General features: G+C 66.1%; 17 protein-coding genes and 2 pseudogenes. 16 read left to right on the top strand and 3 right to left on the bottom strand.

What is annotated here, in order from left to right:
• The first annotated feature begins 146 nt into the window (after positions 1–146).
• The 10 genes from VKP62_10120 (at position 147) to rodA (ending at position 9872) form a co-directional block, all read left to right on the top strand.
• Positions 147–752, top strand: coding sequence for a Maf family protein (locus VKP62_10120; GenBank protein ID MEB3197545.1), 606 nt, complete (start codon positions 147–149; stop codon positions 750–752).
• Positions 749–1516 (top strand): DNA repair protein RadC, encoded by a 768-nt coding sequence (gene radC / locus VKP62_10115; GenBank protein MEB3197544.1) that lies wholly within the window; start codon positions 749–751, stop codon positions 1514–1516. The genes VKP62_10120 and radC overlap by 4 nt, the downstream gene beginning before the upstream one ends.
• 257 nt (positions 1517–1773) lie before the next feature.
• Positions 1774–2811, top strand: coding sequence for a rod shape-determining protein (locus VKP62_10110; protein MEB3197543.1), 1038 nt, complete (start codon positions 1774–1776; stop codon positions 2809–2811).
• A gap of 10 nt (positions 2812–2821) precedes the next feature.
• On the top strand, positions 2822–3724 hold the full coding sequence (gene mreC / locus VKP62_10105) for a rod shape-determining protein MreC (GenBank protein MEB3197542.1): 903 nt from the start codon (positions 2822–2824) through the stop codon (positions 3722–3724).
• 9 nt (positions 3725–3733) lie between these two features.
• Positions 3734–4222, top strand: a complete 489-nt coding sequence (locus tag VKP62_10100; protein MEB3197541.1) for a hypothetical protein — start codon at positions 3734–3736, stop codon at positions 4220–4222.
• Between the two features lie 45 nt (positions 4223–4267).
• Positions 4268–6025, top strand: coding sequence for a penicillin-binding protein 2 (gene mrdA / locus VKP62_10095; protein MEB3197540.1), 1758 nt, complete (start codon positions 4268–4270; stop codon positions 6023–6025).
• 216 nt (positions 6026–6241) lie between these two features.
• The gene (gene minC, locus VKP62_10090) at positions 6242–6940 is read left to right on the top strand and encodes a septum site-determining protein MinC (protein ID MEB3197539.1); all 699 of its coding nucleotides are present in this window, start codon (positions 6242–6244) and stop codon (positions 6938–6940) included.
• A gap of 47 nt (positions 6941–6987) precedes the next feature.
• Positions 6988–7809, top strand: a complete 822-nt coding sequence (gene minD / locus VKP62_10085; protein ID MEB3197538.1) for a septum site-determining protein MinD — start codon at positions 6988–6990, stop codon at positions 7807–7809.
• Positions 7810–7856: 47 nt separating this feature from the next.
• The gene (gene minE / locus VKP62_10080) at positions 7857–8594 is read left to right on the top strand and encodes a cell division topological specificity factor MinE (protein ID MEB3197537.1); all 738 of its coding nucleotides are present in this window, start codon (positions 7857–7859) and stop codon (positions 8592–8594) included.
• Positions 8595–8627: 33 nt separating this feature from the next.
• The gene (gene rodA, locus VKP62_10075) at positions 8628–9872 is read left to right on the top strand and encodes a rod shape-determining protein RodA (GenBank protein ID MEB3197536.1); all 1245 of its coding nucleotides are present in this window, start codon (positions 8628–8630) and stop codon (positions 9870–9872) included.
• A gap of 122 nt (positions 9873–9994) precedes the next feature.
• Here rodA and VKP62_10070 read toward each other — a convergent pair whose 3' ends face one another.
• Both VKP62_10070 and VKP62_10065 read right to left on the bottom strand, forming a co-directional pair.
• On the bottom strand, positions 9995–11125 hold the full coding sequence (locus VKP62_10070; GenBank protein MEB3197535.1) for a type IV pilus twitching motility protein PilT: 1131 nt from the start codon (positions 11123–11125) through the stop codon (positions 9995–9997).
• A 15-nt stretch (positions 11126–11140) separates the two neighbouring features.
• Positions 11141–11662, bottom strand: a complete 522-nt coding sequence (locus VKP62_10065) for a hypothetical protein (GenBank protein ID MEB3197534.1) — start codon at positions 11660–11662, stop codon at positions 11141–11143.
• 202 nt (positions 11663–11864) lie between these two features.
• Here VKP62_10065 and VKP62_10060 point away from each other — a divergent pair, with 202 nt between their 5' ends.
• From VKP62_10060 to VKP62_10040, 5 genes and pseudogenes are all read left to right on the top strand, one after another.
• Positions 11865–13265: a hemolysin family protein gene (locus VKP62_10060; GenBank protein MEB3197533.1), complete on the top strand. Its 1401-nt coding sequence runs from the start codon at positions 11865–11867 to the stop codon at positions 13263–13265.
• 126 nt (positions 13266–13391) lie between these two features.
• Positions 13392–13898: pseudogene (locus VKP62_10055) on the top strand (C40 family peptidase).
• 411 nt (positions 13899–14309) lie between these two features.
• Positions 14310–14687, top strand: a pseudogene (locus VKP62_10050) (lytic transglycosylase domain-containing protein).
• A gap of 19 nt (positions 14688–14706) precedes the next feature.
• Positions 14707–15483: a 5'/3'-nucleotidase SurE gene (surE, locus tag VKP62_10045; protein MEB3197532.1), complete on the top strand. Its 777-nt coding sequence runs from the start codon at positions 14707–14709 to the stop codon at positions 15481–15483.
• 147 nt (positions 15484–15630) lie between these two features.
• Complete coding sequence (locus VKP62_10040) at positions 15631–17121, top strand: ABC transporter substrate-binding protein/permease (GenBank protein ID MEB3197531.1); 1491 nt, start codon at positions 15631–15633, stop codon at positions 17119–17121.
• Between the two features lie 2 nt (positions 17122–17123).
• Here the strand turns inward: VKP62_10040 and mltG are convergent, their stop codons facing one another.
• Positions 17124–18146, bottom strand: a complete 1023-nt coding sequence (gene mltG / locus VKP62_10035; GenBank protein ID MEB3197530.1) for an endolytic transglycosylase MltG — start codon at positions 18144–18146, stop codon at positions 17124–17126.
• Positions 18147–18306: 160 nt separating this feature from the next.
• On the opposite strand from mltG, the gene VKP62_10030 reads away from it, so the two are divergent.
• The gene (locus VKP62_10030; GenBank protein ID MEB3197529.1) at positions 18307–20259 is read left to right on the top strand and encodes a potassium transporter TrkA; all 1953 of its coding nucleotides are present in this window, start codon (positions 18307–18309) and stop codon (positions 20257–20259) included.
• Positions 20260–20278: the final 19 nt, after the last annotated feature.

Raw genomic sequence — 20278 nt, 5'->3', positions numbered from 1 at the left:
CTGACGTCAAGGAGCCGTCAGGGCGGCAATTCCCCGAAGTGGTCTGTTTTGACTGGATTCGGGCCCCTGGCAGTGGTACGCTGCCGACATCGCCGACGAGCCATTTCGGCGATCGCCTCCCTATCCCCGATGCTCTTGAAAGGCGGATGCCCTTGACCCTGCGCAATCTGCGGGACGCTCGCCTCGTGCTGGCCTCCGCCTCCCCGCGTCGCGCCACGCTGCTGGGCCAGCTCGGCCTCACGCCGCTGGTCGATCCGAGCCGGAACCCGGAGCATGTGCCACCCGGCATCACGCCCGAAGACCTGGTGACGAGGCTGGCCTCCGACAAGGCCCGAGAGGTGATGGTTCGTCATCCCGGCGCGGACCTGGTCCTCGGGGCCGACACCGTGGTGGTCCTGGACGGGCAGATTCTGGGCAAACCCTGCGACGCGGCGGATGCCGGCCGCATGCTGACGGCGCTGGCGGGGCGCTGGCATGCCGTCTACACGGGCATCGCCCTGTTTGCCGTGCCCAGCGGGCAGTCGGTCGTCGCCCACGTGCAGAGCGAGGTGTTCATGCGACCGCTCGCGCCGGAAGAGATCAGCGCCTACATTGCGACCGGGGAACCGCTCGACAAGGCGGGCGCCTATGCCATTCAGGGACTGGGCGGGGTCTTCGTGAGGGAGATTCGCGGGGATTATCAGAACATCGTCGGCTTGCCGCTGGCCCGCCTCGACGCGGCCTGGCGGGAGCTCGGCTGGCGGCTGTTGTGAGCCGCGCGCAGGCCGGCGGGTCGGCCCGGGCGATCGCCCGAAACGGGCGCTGGGCCTCCGGGCTCGCTCCCCGTGAGCGCCTGGCCACTCGCGGGGCGGCCTCGCTCAGCGAGGCGGAGTTGCTGGCCCTGTTGCTCGGGACGGGCGATGCCCGCCACAGTGCCCTGCAACTCGCGGAGATGCTGTTGTCGCGCTATCAGGATGCCGGCGACCCGTCCGGTCTGACGGGGCTGTTGCGCGCCGCTGCCGGCGAGCGCTTGTCCGTGCGGGGCATCGGACCGGTCAAGCAGGCCAGACTGGCCGCCGTCCAGGAAATGGGCCGCCGCCTGCGCGCCAGCAGCCTGCAGCCCCCGTCGCGCATCGACTCCCCCGAGGCCAGCTGGCGGCACCTGGCGCCTCGCCTGGAAGGCCTGGACCGCGAACATTTCGGCGTGCTCTCGCTGAATCGCAAGCATGCGCCGCTTGGCTTCGACGTGGTGGCGATCGGTTCACTGGAGGCGGTGCTCGTGCATCCGCGGGAGGTGTTTCGCGCGGCCATTCGACGCGGGGCGGCGGCGATCGTGCTGGCCCACAACCACCCTTCCGGCGACCCGACCCCCAGCCCGGAGGACCATGCCTTGACCCGCCGCCTGTTAGGGGCCTCCGATTGGCTGGGCATCGAGGTGCTGGACCATCTGGTGATCGGCGCCGGAGGCTTCGTCAGCTTGCGGGAAACCAGCGATGCCTGGCGGCGCACGCGAACCCCCGTCGGGGCACCTGGGTGAGGGCCGCGGTGTCTCTGGCTCTGTCCGGCCGGCCGCGGGCCCTGGAGCTGACAAGCGTGGCCTGGCTTGAAGTTGGACGGAACGGGGCGTTGGTATCATAATACGCTCGCGCCGGGTGCCTCTTGAAAAAAGGCCGTTCGGGGCAACCGATATCACAGCCTGACCGTGGCATTCCCGTCACCATGGCCAGGGCGCGGGTCTCGCGCCAGGCTTTCCCCTTGACCGACACTGGAAGTCTCCAGAAAGCGAGTTCGATCGTGTTCAGCAGCCTTTTGGGCCGTTTCTCCCGTGATATGGGCATCGATCTGGGCACCGCCAACACCCTGGTGTTTGTGCGGGGCAAGGGCATCGTGCTGCGTGAACCCTCCGTGGTGGCGATCCAGCAAGGCCAGCGCAACCTGGCCCTGGCCGTGGGCGAGGAAGCCAAGCAGATGCTGGGGCGCACGCCGGGCAACATCGTGGCGATCCGGCCCCTGATGGATGGTGTGATCGCGGACTTCGAAGTGGCCGAAACCATGCTGAAGCACTTCATCGCCAAGGTGCATGAACGTCAGGGCGGCTTCCGGCCGCGCATGGTGATCGGCATTCCTTCCGGCGTGACCGGCGTCGAACGGCGGGCCGTCATGGACGCGGCCTTGCAGGCCGGCGCGCGCGAGGTGTTCCTGATCGAAGAGCCGATGGCCGCGGCGATCGGGGCGGGCTTGCCCGTTTCCGAGCCGATGGGTTCGATGATCGTGGACATCGGCGGAGGAACCACCGAAGTGGCGGTCATCTCGCTGGGCGGGATCGTGGTGGCCAAGTCGGTCCGCATTGCGGGAGATGAGCTGTCCGAGGCCGTGTCGCAATACATGAAGAAGGTTCACAACCTCAGCATCGGAGAGCGCACGGCCGAAGAGATCAAGATTCGCCTCGGGTCAGCCTATCCCCTGCGCGAGGAACTCAAGATGGAAGTGCGCGGCCTCAATCAGGTGTCGGGCTTGCCGCGCACCGTCACGATCACCTCCAACGAGATCCGTGAGGCCCTGCTGGAACCGGTCAACACCATCGTGGAAGCGGTGCGCGACACGCTGGAGAAGTGCCCCCCGGAACTGGCGGCCGACATCATCGACCGAGGCATCGTGCTGGCCGGTGGCGGGGCGCTGTTGCAGGGCCTGGATGAAATGATCAGCCACGAGACCGAGGTGCCTGTTCACATCGCCGATGACCCCCTGTCCTGCGTGGTGCTCGGCACGGGCAAGGTGCTGGAAGACTTCGAGACGCTCAAGCGGGTTCTTGGCACCGGCGTGGAGCAATGACGTTCGCCCCATGCCGAGCGTAAGGCGACGAAAGTTTCCCCTTCGTGAAGTGCTGTTTGTGGCCGCCCTGCTGGGGGCGGCCCTTGCCGTGGGTTGGTTCTCCGGGCGCACCATGGTGCTGCACGAGGTCATGGCCCCGTTTCTCGCCCTGATCGAGCGCGTCACGGGGGCGACTCACCAGACCATCGATCGGGTCAAGGACCTGCGTTCGCTCGAAGCCGACAAGGCCCGCCTGGAAGCCCGTGTGGTGGAACTGGAAGCCTTGCTGCAAGCCCGCACGGAACAGGGTCTGGAAAATGCCCGGCTGCACGATCTGTTGAAACTCAGGTTGCCGACCGGCGTGGCCCCTGTGGTGGCTCGGGTGGTCGGACGCAATCCGGACAACTGGCATCAGCGCCTGGTGCTCGACCTGGGTCAACTGCAGGGAGTGCAGCTCAACTCGGTGGTGCTGACGCGCCAGGGCCTGGTCGGCCGGATCGTGACGGTGTCTTCGTCGACCGCCATGGTCGCGCTCGTGACGGACCCCTCCAGCGCGGTCTCCGTCATCAACACGCGCAACCGCTACGCCGGCATCATGCAGGGACAGGGCGACGCTTGGCCGGCCCTGCGTTACCTGGAACGCCCGGAAAAGTGGCGCATCGGGGACGTGTTGATCACCAGTGGCTATGGGGGGGCCTTCCCCAAAGGCCTGCCGGTCGGTCGCATCGTGCAGTTGCAGGCGGAAAAGAATGCCCCGGGTACCACGGTGCAGGCGATGCTGTTTCCTGAATTGCGGGTCATCACCGCCGTCGACCTGGGCAAGCTCGAAGAGGTGCTCGTCATGCCGCCCGGGCTGTCGGCGATGCCGGAACCCCCACGGCCGACGCCGTCGCCCACGCCCAAGCCCAGTCCGACCAGCTCGGCGGCGCCCTAGGTGGCCCCCGTGACCTTGGAGCGTGCCCTCTGGTTGATGTTGCCCTTCGCGCTGATCTGGCAGTCCAGTGAACTGGCGGTGTTGCCCTACTTTCAGTGGCGGCTCGATCCGGTGCTGGCGCTGGTCGTGCTGACCAGCATGTTACGGGGCCCTCGCATCGGAGCCTGGTTGGGCGTGCTGGCGGGGGGCTGCCAGGACCTGCTGGTGGGGGCCGGGCTGCTGTATGCCGTCACCAAGGGGCTGGCCGGTTTTGTCGTGGGCATGGTGCAGCCCCACATCTATCGTCTGGACTTGCTCAGCCTGGTGATGGTGGGGGTGCTGGCGACCCTGGGCGAGGGGCTGCTGATCGCGCTGTACCTGTTCGCTCAGGGGCGCATGGCCGTGTGGGACCACTTTGCGTCCTTGTCGATGCCTGTGGGGCTTGCCAATGCGGCCCTGGTGATGCTGTTTTATCTGGTGCTGTCTCGCTTTCCCAGCCAGGAAGCCCGCGAAGGTTGACGCCCGTGTTGCCCATCCCCATCGCTCCTGTCGGCGCTCACGCCCATGGATGATCGCGAAGAACGAGGATTCAAGGCGGTCTGCTTCATGGGCGTGGCCTTGGTGATGGGATCGGTGTTGCTGGGCCGCCTGGCCCAGTTGCAGATCTATGAAGGTGGCCGTTTTCTCAAGCTGGCCGAAGGCAATCGCCTGCGCATCATCCCGCAGCTGGCGCCGCGCGGCGTGATTCGTGATCGTCACGGGCGCATCCTGGCCAGCAACCGGCTGAGTTACAGCCTGGCCCTGTACCCGATCAAGATGAAGCGGGCCCAGGTGGGCGAGGTGATCGACCGCCTGCAGGCCCTGCTGGGCGTCGATGGTGCCGAGATCCGCCGTCGCGTCGAGCGCTTCGGCTACCAGAGTTCTCATCCCATCAAGCTGATCCCTGACATCGACCAGCGCATCATCGCGCGCATCGCTGAACATCAGGGGGATCTGCCCGGCGTGTCGATCGAGCCGGATACGGTTCGCTTCTATCCCAAGGGTCGCCTGGGCGCTCACGTGCTGGGCTACGTGGGGGAGGTCACGGAGTACGAACTGGGCCGCTTTCCGGAGCGGGGCATGCGCACGGGGGACATCATCGGCAAGAGTGGCATCGAGCGCACGCAGGACGCCTGGTTGCGGGGGCAAAACGGCTTTCAGCGGGTCGAGGTCGATTCGCGTGGGCGTTTGGTCCAGATGATGGGCGTCATTCCGGCCATTCCTGGCAAGGACCTGAAACTGTTCCTCGATGCCGACCTGCAGCTGGTCGCCGAACAAGCCTTGGATGAGGCCAAGCTGACGGGCGCGGTGGTCGCGATGAATCCGCAGAACGGCGAACTGCTGGCGCTGGCCAGTCGCCCCGTGTTCGAGCCCAACGTCTTCAGTCGGCGCGTCAAGGCCAAGGAATGGCAGGCGTTGCAGCGGATGAATTTCCCCTTCGTCAACCGGGCGCTTTCGGCCTATCCGCCGGGCTCGATCTTCAAGATTCCGATGGCGCTGGCCGCGCTGGAGTCCGGTCGTTGCAGCCCGGGGCGCACCTTCAACTCGACGGGCTCTCTGCGCGTGGGCAACCGTATCTTTCACGACTGGAAGGCTGAGGGCTTCGGCTCGGTCAACCTGACGCAATCGTTGCAATGGTCGATTGACACGGTCTACTACCAGCTCGGGGTCGAGATGGGTGGGGCGGTCATGGCGCGCTACGCCCGCGAAGCTGGCCTGGGCGACTACACCGGGGTGGCGCTGGGCGGCGAGAGCCGCGGTCTGATCCCTGATCCCGAATGGAAACAGCGCGAGTTCAAGGACAAGTGGTGGCCTGGCGACTCCGCCAACATGTCGATCGGACAGGGGGCGGTGAGCGTCACGCCCCTGCAGGCGGCGGTGATGGTCAGTAGCATCGCGACGGGCGGCAAGGTGGCGGTTCCGCGCCTGGTCGACGACGGCTCCGCGCCGCAGTTTCGCCTGCAAAGCAAGTGGCGTCCGAGCAGCTTGAAGGTGGTCCGGCAAGGCATCCGCGCCGTCGTGGCTTCTGGCACGGGAGTGGCGGCGGACGTGCCGGGCAAGGGCATTTCCGGCAAGACCGGCTCCGCTGAGAGCGGCAAGCCCAAAACCCATGCGTGGTTCGTCTGTTACGGTCCAGATACCCATCCCAGCATCGCCGTGGTGGCCTTTGCCGAGGCCGCCGGCCACGGGGGGGAGATCGCCGCGCCCGTCGCGCGCAAGGTGCTGGATCGCTACTTCGGGCTGAAGGATGGCAAGATCCGGCGAGCTGACCTCTCGGATTGAACCTGTCGCCGGGGGGCGCTGGCCCACCCTTGCCTGGCTTCTTGGAGGCCGCCATCAGGCCTTGCGTGAGGCTCGTATCGGAGGCGATCCGTGGCGCGTTTGGGGCAAACGCTTTAGAATGATGGGGTCGCGGGCCGCCCTGGCTCGCGCTGTCGCGTGGTTCAACGAGGTTGTCCGTGCCTGTTTCATTGTCCCGTCAGTTCGATTGCGGTGGTCATGTCTGAACTTCTCATCAAGGGCAGTCCGCGGGGGGTGACCCTGACACTGCCGGACGGAGACGATTGGGGCGCCGTCTGCGACACCTTCGAGACGCACCTGCAGGCGGCGCAAAGTTTCCTGACGGGGACGCGTGTCAGTCTCGATCTGGGCAAGCAAGCACCTTCGGCGGAAGCGCTGGGGGAACTCCGGGCGCACCTGGCCCAGCGTTTCTCGGTCGACGTGGTCGCGCTGGTCGGTGATACGCCTGAACTCGAAAAGCTGGCTGAGGAAGCGACCCTGGCGCTGCTGGCACCGGAGTCATCCTCGGCGCGGGCCGGAGACGACGGGAGCGCGCCTGACCTTGGCGCCTTCATTCCCAACAACGCGCATTACATGCGGCAGACCATTCGCAGTGGCCAATCCATCCGCCATTTCGGTACGATCGTGATCTGCGGGGACGTCAACCCGGGCGCGGAAGTCATCGCCACGGGCGACATCATCGTTTTCGGAACCCTGCGCGGGGTGGCGCATGCCGGGGCGACCGGCGATGCGGGCACTCAGGTGGTGGCCATCAACCTCCGGCCCACCCAGATCCGGATCGCCGGTCACATCGCGCGCAGCCCGGACTCGGCTGCGCCGCCGTTGTCGAAATATCCCGAAGTGGCTCGGATCCAGGATGGTGAGATTCACATCTTGCCCCTGCGCGACACGATCTGAATCCACCCCTCGAAAGAACCCTGTCCCAGATGGAGGCACAACCCACCATGTCCGAGGAAACCCAGACCCAGGCGCCCGGCCGCGTCATTGTCGTCACGTCCGGCAAGGGCGGAGTCGGCAAAACGACCACCACCGCCAACATCGGCATGGCGCTTGCCTGGATGGGCGAAAAGGTCGCCCTGGTTGACGCGGACATCGGCCTGCGCAACCTTGATCTGGTGTTGGGTCTCGAGAACCGGATCGTCTATAACGTCGTGGATGTGGTCGAGGGCCGCGCCAAGCTCAAGCAGGCCATGATCAAGGACAAGCGCACGCCCAATCTGGCCTTTCTCCCGGCGGCCCAGACCCGCGACAAGAGCGCGGTGACGCCGGAGCAGATGCTGGTGATCGTCGATGAACTCAAGACCGAGTACACCTACATCCTGATCGACTGCCCGGCCGGCATCGAACAGGGCTTCAAGAACGCCATCGCCGGGGCGCAGGAATCGATCGTGGTGACCAACCCGGAGGTGTCATCGGTTCGGGACGCCGACCGCGTGATCGGCATGCTCGAAGCCGCTTCGATTACCAACAATCGTCTCATCGTGAATCGCTTGCGCCCTCAGATGGTCAAGACCGGCGACATGATGAGCGTGGATGACGTGCTCGACATCTTGGGCTCCAGCGTCAAGTTGCTCGGCGTGGTGCCCGATGACGAGTCGATCATCACCTCGACCAATCGGGGCGAACCGGCCGTGCTCAAGAACAACTCGCGCGCGGCTCAGGCCTATCTGAACATCTCCCGTCGCCTGCGTGGAGAAGAGGTGCCCTTCTTGAATCTCGAAGCCGGAAACGGCCTGATGGACAAGTTGAAGAAGCTATTCACTTAGCGCAAGCTCGTCTGGGGTTGGGGTAAGGCGGTTCAGGGAGAGACACCATGGGGTTGGGTACCTTCATCGGACGGTTGATGGGACGCCAGGAGGCGCAGACCAGCAAGCACACGGCCAAGGATCGCCTGCGCCTGGTCTTGATGCACGACCGCACCGACATTCCCGCCACCATGATGGAGGCGATCCGGGCCGAGTTGATGCTGGTGTTGACCAAGTACGTCGAGATCGACAATGACGCCATGGAGATGCAGCTGGAGCGGGAGCCAGGGGCCATCGGCCTGGTGATGAACATTCCCATCCGTCGCGTGAAGACCGAGGCCGAGGCGGCCGACGCGCTGGCCACGATGCACGCGGTGCAGACGGGGGCGCCCCTGCCGGCCCCCGAGCCGGAGCCGAACGTGGACAGCGAGGAGGCCTGGCCTGCCGCCGGGGCGTCCGATCCGGATGCCTCCTCCGAGGAGACCGCCCCCACGGAGACACTCAGCACGCCGGAGGACGCGGACCTCGAGCCGCTTGATGGCGAGGCGTCGCCGCTGCCTCAGCCGGTCGCGGCCGGGGCGATCGCCACCGAACCGGTGTCCGCCAAGGCCGTGGCGAGCGTCCCGGTGCGCGTGCTCAACAACCTGAAAGGCAGCGACATCAGCGTGCTGTCCGGTCGGCTCGAGGCCGAGGACGACGATGAGCGGACGGAGGATGCGTCGCGCCTGCCTGTGCGGGACGCCTGGTATTCCGGCGAGGATTTGCTCAGTCCCGTGCTGACGGAGCGCGCCGAGCCAAACGACTGACGTGGCGGCGTCTTCAAGCAAAGGGGCGGCGGTTTGGCCAATGCGCTGAGCGACAACCGACAGTGGCGCAGCTTCGACTGGGGGCTGCTGGCGGCGGTGCTGCTGCTGGTCCTGACGGGACTATCGGCCATTTTCAGTGCGACCCACGGCACCCCGGAAGGGCCGGCCGAGGTACAACGCCAGTTCATTTACCTGGTGCCTGCGACCATCGCCATGCTGACGATGCTGCTGTACGACTATGGCTGGCTCTTCAATCTGTCGCGCTGGATTTACTGGGGAAACATCGGCTTGCTGGCAGCCGTCCTGTTCGCCGGCCACAGTGCGCTGGGGGCGCAGCGCTGGATCAACCTCGGGTTCATGACCATCCAGCCCTCGGAATTTGCCAAGCTGGCGCTGATCATCACGCTGGCCAAATTGCTTTCGATGCGCTCGGCCAAGGATCCCCGGGTGTTGTGGGCGGTGGCCCTGCACGTGCTGATTCCCTTTGCGCTGATTTTCAAGCAGCCTGACCTCGGCACCTCGCTGGTGTTCTGTGCCATCACGCTCGGCATGCTGTTCTGGTCGGGGCTACCCGGGGCGATGATGTTCGTCCTGCTGTCGCCGCTGCTGAGCGTCTCGCTCAGCCTGATCGGTTGGCCGCTCTGGGTCGCCTATCTGGTGGGTCTGGTCATCTGGTTATGGCGTCAGCCGCGCGTTCACGTGGCCTGGAAAGGGGCGCTGGTGGTCGTCAACACCCTCGCCGCCTTTGCCATACCGCTGCTCTGGGGCTTGCTCAAACCCTACCAGCGGCAACGCTTGGTGGTCTTCATGAATCCCGAGGCCGACCCGCTGGGCAGCGGCTATCACATCATTCAGTCGAAGGTGGCGATCGGGTCGGGCGGGCTGGCCGGCAAGGGTTACATGGAGGGCACGCAAACCCAGCTGCACTTCATCCCGGAACAGCACACCGACTTCATCTTCTCCGTGGTGGGCGAGGAATTCGGCTTCCTCGGCGGCGTGGTGCTGGTTTCGATCTTCTTGCTGCTGGTCTGGCGCGGCGTGATGATCGCCATGCGGGCCAAAGACACCTATGGCAGCCTGATGGCGATCGGCATCGTCTCGATGTTCCTGTTCCACTTCTTCGTCAACATCGGCATGACCATCGGCATCATGCCGGTCACGGGCATTCCGCTGCCCTTCATCAGCGCGGGGGGCACCAGTTTGTTGACCAACGCCGCGGCGATCGGATTGCTGTTATCGGTCAGCATTCGCCGGCGCAAGCTGATCATCACGCCCTGACGGGGGCTGATTGAACGATCAGACCTGGGAGGGCTGGCCACCGGGAGGCTCCGTGGCTTCCGAGCCGGCCTCACGGGGCGACCGCTGGCTGGGGCCGGTCCGGACGTGCTGCGGGCGCTGCGTTACTTGCTCGCCGGCTGGAACAGGCTGCGAATGTGGTTGCGCAGCATTTGCACCAGTTCGGCCGGGTTCTCGGAGTAACTCATGGCCGTGTCGTAGTCGATCACGCCGGCCTGGTAGTAGTTCAGCAGGCTCTGGTTCATGCTCTGCATGCCTTCCAGCAGTCCCTGTTTCTCGACCTCGTAGAGCTTGTCGATCTCGTTTTTCAGGATCGCGTCCTTGGCGGTCGAGGTGCAGATCAAGAAGTCGACGGCCGGCACGCGGCCCGGGCGATCGCAACGCGGCACCAGGCGTTGCGACAGCACCCCCTTGAGCGCGTTGGCGAGCTGGATGCGAATCGGCCCCTGCTCGTGGGGCGGAAACACGTTGATCACGCGGTAGACGGTCTGCACCGCATCGTTGGTGTGGAGGGTGGAGAAGACCATGTGACCGGTCTCGGCCGCCTTGAGGGCCAGTTCGATCGTTTCGCGGTCGCGCAGTTCCCCGATCAGGATCACATTGGGCGCCTGGCGCAGGGCCGACTTGATTGCCGCGGTGAACGAGTGGGTGTCTTCGCCGACCTCGCGTTGCGAGACCACGCAGCGCTTGTGGCTGTGCTTGACCTCGATCGGGTCCTCGATCGTCACGAGATGCCCTGCTTTGGTGGTGTTGTAGAGGTCGATCAGGGCTGCCAGCGTGGTGGTCTTGCCGCTGCCGGTGGGCCCGGTGACCAGAAACAGGCCCTGACGCTCGAAGATGACGTTCTTGACCGCTGGCGGGAGTCCCAGCGCCTCGACGCTGCGAATGTTGGGGAGAATCACGCGGATGACCGCGGCCATCTGATGATCGTTGTGAAACAGGTTGACGCGGAAGCGTCCGAGCCCCGGCACCTCGAACGAGGTGTCGATCTCCAGGCGTTCTTCGAACAGCCGCTGTTTGGCCTCCGGCAGGACGCTGTACAAGAGTTTTTCCACCCCTTCCGGGGGCAGCGGCGGACAGCCCGGCATGGGCACCACGGCGCCGTTGACGACGAACATGGGCGGCAGGTTGGCCTTGATGTGGATGTCGGCGGCCCCCATGGCGATTGCCTCGCGCATGACGGCGGTCAGCGGGGAGCGGTTGATTTGCTCTTGCAGTTCACTGGCGTTGCCCATCGTGTGACCTCGCTTCTAGTGGGCCGCCAGGGCCGGGGTGGGGAGGGCGCCCCTGGCCTGCTCGCGGGCCAGTTCCGCTGCGTGGGCGCCTTCCAAGACTTCGCTGGGCACCTGACCGTCCTTCAACACGGCGAGCAGGCCAGGCAGGTCGAGGGACTCGATCGCCTCGGCCACGCGGGTGCCGGACACGTTGCGCACGGTGGTGGTGATCACGAGCTGGCCGTGGGCCACGAGGGCATGCACCAGCATCGAGGCACAGACCACGGACTTGCCCGTGGCGGCGTTGTTGAATTCCACGTAGTCCCCGCGGTAGCTGGTGCGGCAGGCCGGACATTCGTGTTCGGCCTCCGGATTCAGCCTGACCGCATAAATGGTGCGGTTCGCCTTCAGGGTGTTCATCACCTGGCCGTGCACGCTTTCGAGGATGCCGCGCTGCTCTTCCGTGTTCGACCCGGCCTTGCCCTGCGCGCGGATGGCTTGCTGCAACAGGTCCGCCAGCAATGGAACCTCGTTCAAAAAGCGGCTGAAGTGTTCCACGCGGCGATCCTTCCTGGGGCTGAGCGTCCGGGACAGAGCTTCCTGTACCCCTGGAAGAAGGCCGCTTAACCCCAAACTCAGGGCTAAAACGGCTCACCGAGCGGGTGGTTTCGCGGGCGGCAGCCTGAATGTGATACCATGCGAGGGTTCTTGTGTTGTCGAGGAGGTTCGCGCGGCCCCCCCTGTGTCCCTGGCCGCCCCTATGCAACCCGTTCCCCTAGATCCTAGCCAGGCCATCGACCTCGGCACCGTTGCGTTCAATCTGACTGTCGTGTTGCTGTTGGTCGCGGCCAACGGCTTTTTCGTGGCGGCCGAGTTCTCGCTCGTCAGCGTGCGCCAGACGCGCGTCGACCAGCTGGTGGAGCAGGGCCATCGCATCGCGCCCTACATCCAGCGCGCCAAGGCCGACCCCAACCGCTACCTGTCCGCCTCCCAGATTGGCATCACGCTGGCCTCGCTCGCCCTGGGTTGGGTGGCCGAGCCGACCGTGGCGTCGCTGCTGATGGCGCTCATGCACAAGCTGGGCCTGGTAGGGGCCTTGAGCCTCGCGCTGCTTCATTCGGTGGCGCTCGTGACCACCTTCGTGATCATCACCTACATGCACATCGTGCTGGGGGAGTTCATTCCCAAGGCGATGGCGCTGCAACGAACGGAGCCGACCGTGCTGGCAACGACCTTGCCGCTGGAAGTGCTGGCCACCCTGTTCACGCCTTTCATCCACGTCTTGAACCGCAGTGGCCAGTGGATGCTCGACCGGATGGGCATCCAGGCGGCGCCTCACCACCACCTGGTCTACACCGAAGACGAGCTCAAGCGCATCGTGAGTGCCTCGCACGAGGTTGGCATTCTCGAGGCGCAGGAGCAGGAGATGCTCCACAAGGTCTTCGCGTTCTCTGACCGGCGCGTGCGGGAGTTGATGGTGCCCCGTCCCGACATGATCACGCTGCCCGTCACGGCGAGCTGGGCCGACGTCGTGAAACTGGTCTGCGCGGAGCAGCACACGCGCATCCCCGTGTACGAAGAGACGATCGACAACATTCTGGGCGTGTTGCACACCAAGGACCTGTTTCCCTTCATGGGGGAGGTCAAGGATACCGCCAGCTTTCATCTGCGGGAGTTACTGCGGACAGTGCCGTTCGTACCGGAGAGCAAGCCGGTCGACGACCTGATGACGGAGATGAAAAAGAGCCGGACCCAGATGGCCATCGTGATGGACGAGTTCGGAGGGACGGCTGGCCTGATCTCGCTGGAGGACCTGCTGGAGGAACTGGTGGGGGAAATCGAGGACGAGTTCGACGAACCCGAGCACGAGGTGATCCATCTGGGGGGCGGGGGGTACAGCCTGGATGGAAAAATGCGCATCGCGGATTTCAACGAGCGGTTCGGAACGGAATTGCCGACCCTCGATTACGACACCATGGCCGGCCTCGTCTTTGGCATGCTGGGTCGAGAGCCCGCCGTCGGCGATCTGATCGCAGTGGAGCGCGCGCACTTCATGGTCGAAACGATGGAAGGCCATCGCATCACGCGCCTGAAGCTGGAGTTGAAGGCGTCCGAGGAAACCCCGCCGCCCGAGGAGGCCGTGCCGCCGGGCGAGCCCTGAGCGAGATCACGGCGCTGCTCGGGCACGCGCCGTTGCCGGGATCGCCTCAGTGGGGCGCGTGAGCGGGATTTGTTTGGTCTTTATTAAAGCCCTGTTTGCATTCCATCAAGGGAGGCAACGGGGCCAATGTGTGCCAAGATAGCTCTACCAGACCCCCCGGCCGCCAGGACCGTGAGCGTCCCCGCGGCGCTGGCCGACGGCCTTTGCCCCCCCAGGAGAGCCCCCGTGACGTCAGTCTCCAATCAACCCACCAGGACGCACGCGAAGCCCACCATTGGCCAGGGACCCCAGACCAAGGCCGACCAGTTCCTGGCCAAGGCCATGAGCTTTGTGGGCCAGCCCTATCGCTGGGGCGGCGGTCATGGTCCCGGCACCTTCAGCAAGCCTGGCCCGGTCGACTGTTCCGGCCTCGTCTCCCAGGCCGCCCGCATGGCGGGACTCAATCTCGACGGCACGGCGGCCAGCCAGCAACGCATGGGCAAGCCGGTCGCGATGAAGGACCTGCAGCCGGGCGACCTGGTCTTTAGGGGTCAGCCGGCCCACCATGTGGGAATCTATATCGGCGACGGCAAGGTGCTGCACGCCCCTAAAACCGGTGACAACGTCAAGGTCAGCTCGCTGGACGGTTGGACTTCGGCCCGACGCGTTTTCGACCAAGCCGGGCAACCGGTGGACACGCGTGGCGTGCCCGCTCACGGGCCGGCGGACCCGGGGCAGGCGGCCGGGCCAGGCGCCACGGCTGCGCCGGCTCTGCCGCGCGAACAGCTCAATCTGGCCGGCAATGGGCGCCCCAGCGCCTTTCAGCTGCCGTTGATGCAGAGCGAGGAGGAACGCGAGGAGTTGGCCCAAGCGCGCGCTGCGGGCGCGGGTGGTGGCATCCCGGCTGCGGCACCTGCCGCCGGTGGGGGGGGGCACGCGGGCGGCGGTCGTGGTGCTGCGGCTGCGGGGGGCCACTCCGGCCTGGCTACAGTCAATTCGACCGATGCTGGCAACTTCGAAGGCCTGCTGCAGAAGCTGGAAGCGGCTGGCGTCTCCCGGGAATACCTCCAGCAACTCTCCGAGCAATACGGGGTGCCGCTCAAGATGATCCTGGCGGTGATCCAGCAGGAGTCCGGCGGCAATCCGAGCGCCCGCAGTGGCGCCGGCGCCCAGGGACTCATGCAACTGATGCCCGACACGGCGCGCGGGCTGGGCGTCGCCAATGCGATGGACCCCAAGCAGAACGTCGAGGGCGGGGTGAAGTACCTGTCTCAGATGCTGAAGATGTTCGATGGGGATACCACCAAGGCCCTGGCGGCTTACAACGCGGGTCCGGGCAACGTGCAACGGCACGGGGGCGTGCCGCCCTTTGCGGAAACCCGCAACTATGTTCGTCACATCACCGCCATGATGGGGAATGCAGGAGATACGGCTCAGGCATAACCCATCCGGCGGAGGCCCCATGCGCATCCTGGTCTGCAACGACGACGGCATTCGGGCCCCGGGCATCGGGGCCCTGGCTGCTGCGCTGGCTGAGGCCCACGAGGTCTACGTCGTGGCACCGGATCGCGAGCGCAGCGCCACGGGGCATTCGCTGACCTTGCACCGTCCCTTGCGGGCTGAACCCGGGCCGGAACTGGGGCGTGCCCGCCAGACCTGGGCCGTCAGCGGAACCCCGTCCGATTGCGTGAAGCTGGCCCTGGGGGCCTTGCTGCCGGAGCGTCCCGACCTCGTCTGCTCGGGCATCAACCGAGGCCCGAATCTGGGCACGGACGTGCTGTACTCCGGGACCGTCTCGGCCGCCCTGGAAGGGGTCATCAATGGCGTGCCGGCGCTGGCGTTCTCGCTGGCCAGCTTCAGCGATCAGGGTTACGAGCAAGGGGCCGCGTTTGCGCGGTCGCTGGTCGACCAGCTGACGAACCGCAGCCTGCCCCCCAAATTTCTGCTCAACGTGAATTTCCCGGCACTGCAGCCCCAACCCTACCAGGGCGTGCGCATCACGCGCCTGGGGGTGCGCAAGTATCAGGACAGCTTCGAGCATCGGACCGACCCGCGGGGTCGCACCTTCTACTGGCTGACCGGTGAAGCGGGCGAAGAAGGGGAGGCGGGGGATTCGGACGTGATGGCGGTGCGGGACAACTTCGTGTCCATCACGCCGATTCAATATGATATGACCCACGACGCGGGGCTGAGCGACCTGCGCGCTTGGGGGCTCGGGCTCGCGGCGACGCCGCGCTGAGCCACGCGCTCTGACCGGGTGCGCGACCCGTCGCGGGCTCGACAACGTCCGCCCGTGACGCAGGTCTGCGAGGCGCGTCGCCGAGTTGACCCTTCTTCCAGGAACCGTACACTGGAGACCTGTCTGGCTGGTCGTGAGGTGTCTGTCGTGTTCGCTTGGCTTCGTCCGTTCCTGCTGGTCCTGATGCTGCTGGGCTGTTTGGCCGGCCCGGCCGCGGCGGACACGCTCGATGACATTCGCCGGCGTGGGGAATTGAGCTGGGGCACCGATCTGGAGGGGGGCGCGCCTTACTGCGTATCGGATCCGAAAGCGCCTGATGGCGTGGGGGGCTTCGAGACCGAGATCGGGCGGGCGATCGCCCGCGAACTGGGCGTCAAGGGCAAGGTCGTTCACAACGCCTGGGACGGCTTGATCCCCGCACTCGGGCGCAAGAACTTCGACATGGCCTTCAACGGGCTGGAAGTCACGCCCGACCGCCTGCAGAAGGTGATTTTTTCCCGCCCCTACTACGTCTACACGCAGCAAATCGTGGTGCGCAAGGGCACCCGTGGCATCCAGGGGCTGCGGGACCTCAAGGGCAAGCGGGTCGGTACCCTGGGCTCGACCGTGGCGGAGCGGCTGCTCAAACACATGGGCGGCGTGGACATCAAAATTTATCCCAGCAGCGTGCAGCCCTTCGACGACCTGTTGCTGGGCCGGCTCGACGCCGTCTTGCAGGACCTCCCGATCGCCGTGGTGTATGGCAAGCGGGAGGGCCTGGCCTTCGCGGGGCAACCCTTTGGCGAGGGGCTGTACGCGATGGCCTTTCGCCGCGAGGACCAGCGCCTCAAGCAGGCCGTCGATGCGGCGATCGGGCGCCTGATCGCGAACGGTGAGCTCAAGCGCATCCTGAGCCGCTACGAACTCTGGAACGAGGCCCAGACCAAGCTGTCGGCGCCCTTCGACCAGATCGTGGCAGACAGCGCCGCGGTTCCGGTGCCGAGCAACCGCACCTTCTGGCAGCAACTCCGCGATGCCGGTCCCCTGCTCGCGCGGGGGACGGCCATGACCATCACCGTCTCGGTGCTGGGGATGGCCATGGCGATGCTGCTCGGGATCAGCCTGGCCTTGCTGCGGGTCTATGGCCACCGCGCGCTGTCCTGGCTGGCCGCCGCTTACGTGGAGATCTTCCGCGGCACGCCCTTGCTGATCCAGCTGTTCCTGATTTACTACGGGCTGCCGAATCTGGGCATCCAGCTCGATGCCTTCGTGGCCGCCGTGGTGGGGCTCGGCCTGAATTATGCGGCCTACGAGGCGGAGAACTATCGCGCCGGGCTGCTCGCGGTGCCGCGGGGCCAGGTGGAGGCGGCCATGGCGCTGGGCATGAGCCGCTACCAGATGTTACGCGAGGTGGTCGTGCCGCAGGCCATCCGGATCGTGATTCCTCCCGTCACCAATGACTTCATCGCGCTGTTCAAGGACAGCTCCGTCGTCAGCGTGATCACCATGGTCGAACTGACCAAGGCCTACGGCATGATCGCCTCCGAGACCTACAACTACATGGCCTTCGGCCTGGTGACAGCGGCCATCTACTTCTGCTTGAGCTATCCGACCAGCCTGTTCGCGCGCTGGCTGGAGGTGCGGCTGCGCCCGGCCTGAACTCAGCGGCTGCGGCGACCGGCCACGATCTGGGCCTGGGCGTTCAGATGGTCGCGATAGGTTCTGGTGAAGACGTGCGTGCCGTCCCCGCGCGCCACGAAATACAGCATGTCGGTGCGCAGCGGCTGGACAGCTGCCCGGATGCTGGCCAGGCCCGGGTTGGCAATGGGCCCCGGCGGAAGCCCGGGGTACTTGTAGGTGTTATAGGGCGAGTCGATCGCCACGTCCTTGAAGCTCAGGCCGCGATCGCCCTGGTGCCAGCCCAGCGCGTATTCCACGGTGGGGTCCGAGCCGAAAGGCATGCGACTGGTGAGCCGGTTGTAGAAGACGCCGCTGATGGTCGGCCGCTCGTCAGGGTGCACGGCCTCCTTCTCGACGATCGAGGCCATCACCAGACGCTGGTAGACGTCCAGCGGTGCCCCCTCGGCCTGCAGGGCCGGCAAGGCGACTTGCGCGAAGCGACTCAGCATGAGACGCAGCAGCGACTCGGCCGCGTCGGGGCCGGGCGTGATCACGTAGGTGTCGGGAAACAGGAAGCCTTCCAGGGACGCGCCCGGCGGCAAGGCCGGCAGCCAGGGGAACTCGGCGCGCTGGGCCTCAGCCGCCGCGGCGAGGTCGGCAAAGCGACGGCCCGTACCCGGCAGGCGTTGCTCCAGTTTGGCGGCCATCTTGCGGATGGTCCAGCCTTCCGGGAAGGTCAGCCGGACCCCCACATCCTGGCCCTCGACCAGCACCTCGACCACGCCACGCGTCCCCATGGCAGGGGCCAGGGCGTACAGCCCCGCCTTGATGTCGCGGTCGCGCCCCTGTTCGCGCAGGTACAGGCGAAAGGCCAGCGCGCTGCGGATCAGGCGGCGGTCAGCCAGTTCCTCGGCCAGACCCGCGACGCCGGCCCCGGGGGCGACCTCGAACAGTTGCTTGCGCGTGGAGGTCGAGACGGGCGACAGGCCGCGCTGATAGGCGGTCCAGCCCACGGCCGACAGGCCGCAGACCAGGAGCGAAACGAGCAAGAACCAGCGCAACACCGGGGACCCTCCAGGGTCCCTATTTTATCAGAACTGGCTTGCCGCGCGACCCGGCTCCGGCGCACCCGGCGCGGCTCTCCCGCCGGGCCCCTGGCGGGCTGACGTTGGCCAGGCATCCGCTATAATGGGCCGTCGCTCACCTGCTGCGAGATTGAACCCCGTGCCCCCTCGTTCACGTTCCATCCCTGTGCGGGCCCGCCTTCGCTATGCCCTCGACCGCCTGCTCGGCCTGGGCTTGGGGGCCCAGGTCGGGGTGCTGGGGCTGTTGATGGCCGCCATCGTGGGGTTGGCCGTTGCGGTCATGGTGAGTCTCGGGATGCGCCCGGACGGGCGGCCGGGCGGCGTGGCCTGGCTGGATGCCCTCTGGATGGCACTGGCCCACCTCTTCGACGGGGGCACCATGGGCAACGACCCACCGCTCTGGCCCTATCGCGCCGTGACCCTGCTGGTGACGGTCGCGGGCCTGTTACTGGTGTCGGCCCTGGTCGGCCTGCTCACCACCGGTCTGTCGGCCCTGGTCGAGGAGTTACGGCGGGGGCGTAGCCTGGTGGTCGAGCAAGACCACACCCTGATTCTGGGCTGGTCGCCGGCGGTGTTCACGATCATTTCCGAGCTGGCGATCGCCAACCGGGGGCGCCAGCGTCCCCGCATCGTGATTCTGGCCGAACGGGACAAGGTCGCCATGGAATGCGACATCAAGGCCAAGGTTCCCAAACTCGGGGACATGCGCGTGATCTGTCGAACGGGGTCTCCGATCGACCCCGACGACCTGGCCATCGTCGCGCCGGAGGCCGCGCGCGCCATCATCATCCTGTCTTCGGAGGCGGCCGATGCCGACACCCAGGTGCTCAAAACCATTCTGGCCCTGGTCCACGCCCCGGACCGGCCGGAGCGTCCCTATCACATCGTGGCCGAGTTGCAGGACCCCAAGAAGCGCGACGTGGCCAAACTGGTGGGGGGCCAGGAACTGGAGGTGATTCTTTCCAGTGAGGTGGTCACGCGCCTGACGGTGCAAACTTGCTTTCAGTCCGGTCTTTCCCTGGTGTACACGGAACTCTTCGACTTCGCCGGCGACGAGATCTACATGGCCGCGGTTCCTGGCGGGCTCGGCCGGACCTACGAGGAAGTCCAGCAAGCGTATGCCCATTGTGCCGTGATCGGCTGGCGCCATCAGGATGGCCGCATCAGCCTGAATCCGCCACCCGACAGTCGGCTGGGCCCCGGGGACGAGATCTTTGCGATTGCCCGCGACCAGGCCAGTCTGGCGCCCTCAGGCCAACCCGTGGTCGATGCGAGCGCCATCGTGAAGGCCCCCCCGGCGCGGGTGGAGAGCACCCGGCGCACCCTGCTGTTGGGTTGGAATCGCCGTGCCCTCGCGATCATTCGCGAGATGGATTACTACGTGGCGGAAGGTTCGGAAATTACCGTGGTCGCGGACCTGCCGGATCCGCCCGAGATCGCCGATCTGCGGCCGCTGCTCCGCCATCAGCGCCTGAGTTACTGGCGGGGCGACACCACCGATTTCACCACGCTCGAAGCCCTCGATATCTGGAACTATCAGCACATCATCGTGCTGGGGTACACGGAGCTGCTCGGTCAGAATCACGCCGACGCCCGCACGCTCGAAACCCTGCTCTACCTGCGCACGCTGGTGGACCGCACCGGGGCGAAGGTCAACATCGTCTCCGAGATGCTGCATGTGCGCAATCGCGATCTTGCTCGCGTCACGCGGGCGGATGACTTCATCGTGAGCCACACCCTGATCAGCCTGATGCTGGCCCAGGTCTCCGAGAACAAGCACCTGAACGCGGTCTTCACGGACCTGCTCGATACGGCCGGCATGGAAATCTACCTGAAGCCGGTCGCCGACTATGTCCCGATCGGGCGCCCCGTCAACTTCTACACGGTCGTGGCGGCCGCCGCGGCGCGCCATGAGACGGCCATCGGGCATCGCCTGCTCGATCCCTGCCACCACCTCGCGCCGCTGCCGCCGGCCCCCCAGTCGCTCCGGCGGCGCCTGCACCTCGAGGGCATCGAGCTGAACCCTCCCAAGGCGCACGACACGGTTTACGGCCCCGCCGATCGGATCATCGTGATTGCCGCGGATGGTTAGCGGATTGCTATAATGACCG

The sequence above is a fragment of the Candidatus Sericytochromatia bacterium genome (assembly GCA_035285325.1).
Taxonomy (GTDB): domain Bacteria; phylum Cyanobacteriota; class Sericytochromatia; order S15B-MN24; family JAQBPE01; genus JAYKJB01.
This window is presented reverse-complemented; position numbering and strand designations above follow the sequence as displayed.

Bases quoted from the DNA above. Each gene is read 5' to 3' on its own strand.
- VKP62_10120 (MEB3197545.1), top strand. From the start codon at position 147: ATGCCCTTGACCCTGCGCAATCTGCGGGACGCTCGCCTCGTGCTGGCC.
- mreC (MEB3197542.1), top strand. From the start codon at position 2,822: ATGCCGAGCGTAAGGCGACGAAAGTTTCCCCTTCGTGAAGTGCTGTTT.
- mrdA (MEB3197540.1), top strand. From the start codon at position 4,268: ATGGATGATCGCGAAGAACGAGGATTCAAGGCGGTCTGCTTCATGGGC.
- minC (MEB3197539.1), top strand. From the start codon at position 6,242: ATGTCTGAACTTCTCATCAAGGGCAGTCCGCGGGGGGTGACCCTGACA.
- minD (MEB3197538.1), top strand. From the start codon at position 6,988: ATGTCCGAGGAAACCCAGACCCAGGCGCCCGGCCGCGTCATTGTCGTC.
- minE (MEB3197537.1), top strand. From the start codon at position 7,857: ATGGGGTTGGGTACCTTCATCGGACGGTTGATGGGACGCCAGGAGGCG.
- VKP62_10070 (MEB3197535.1), bottom strand. From the start codon at position 11,125: ATGGGCAACGCCAGTGAACTGCAAGAGCAAATCAACCGCTCCCCGCTG.
- VKP62_10060 (MEB3197533.1), top strand. From the start codon at position 11,865: ATGCAACCCGTTCCCCTAGATCCTAGCCAGGCCATCGACCTCGGCACC.
- surE (MEB3197532.1), top strand. From the start codon at position 14,707: ATGCGCATCCTGGTCTGCAACGACGACGGCATTCGGGCCCCGGGCATC.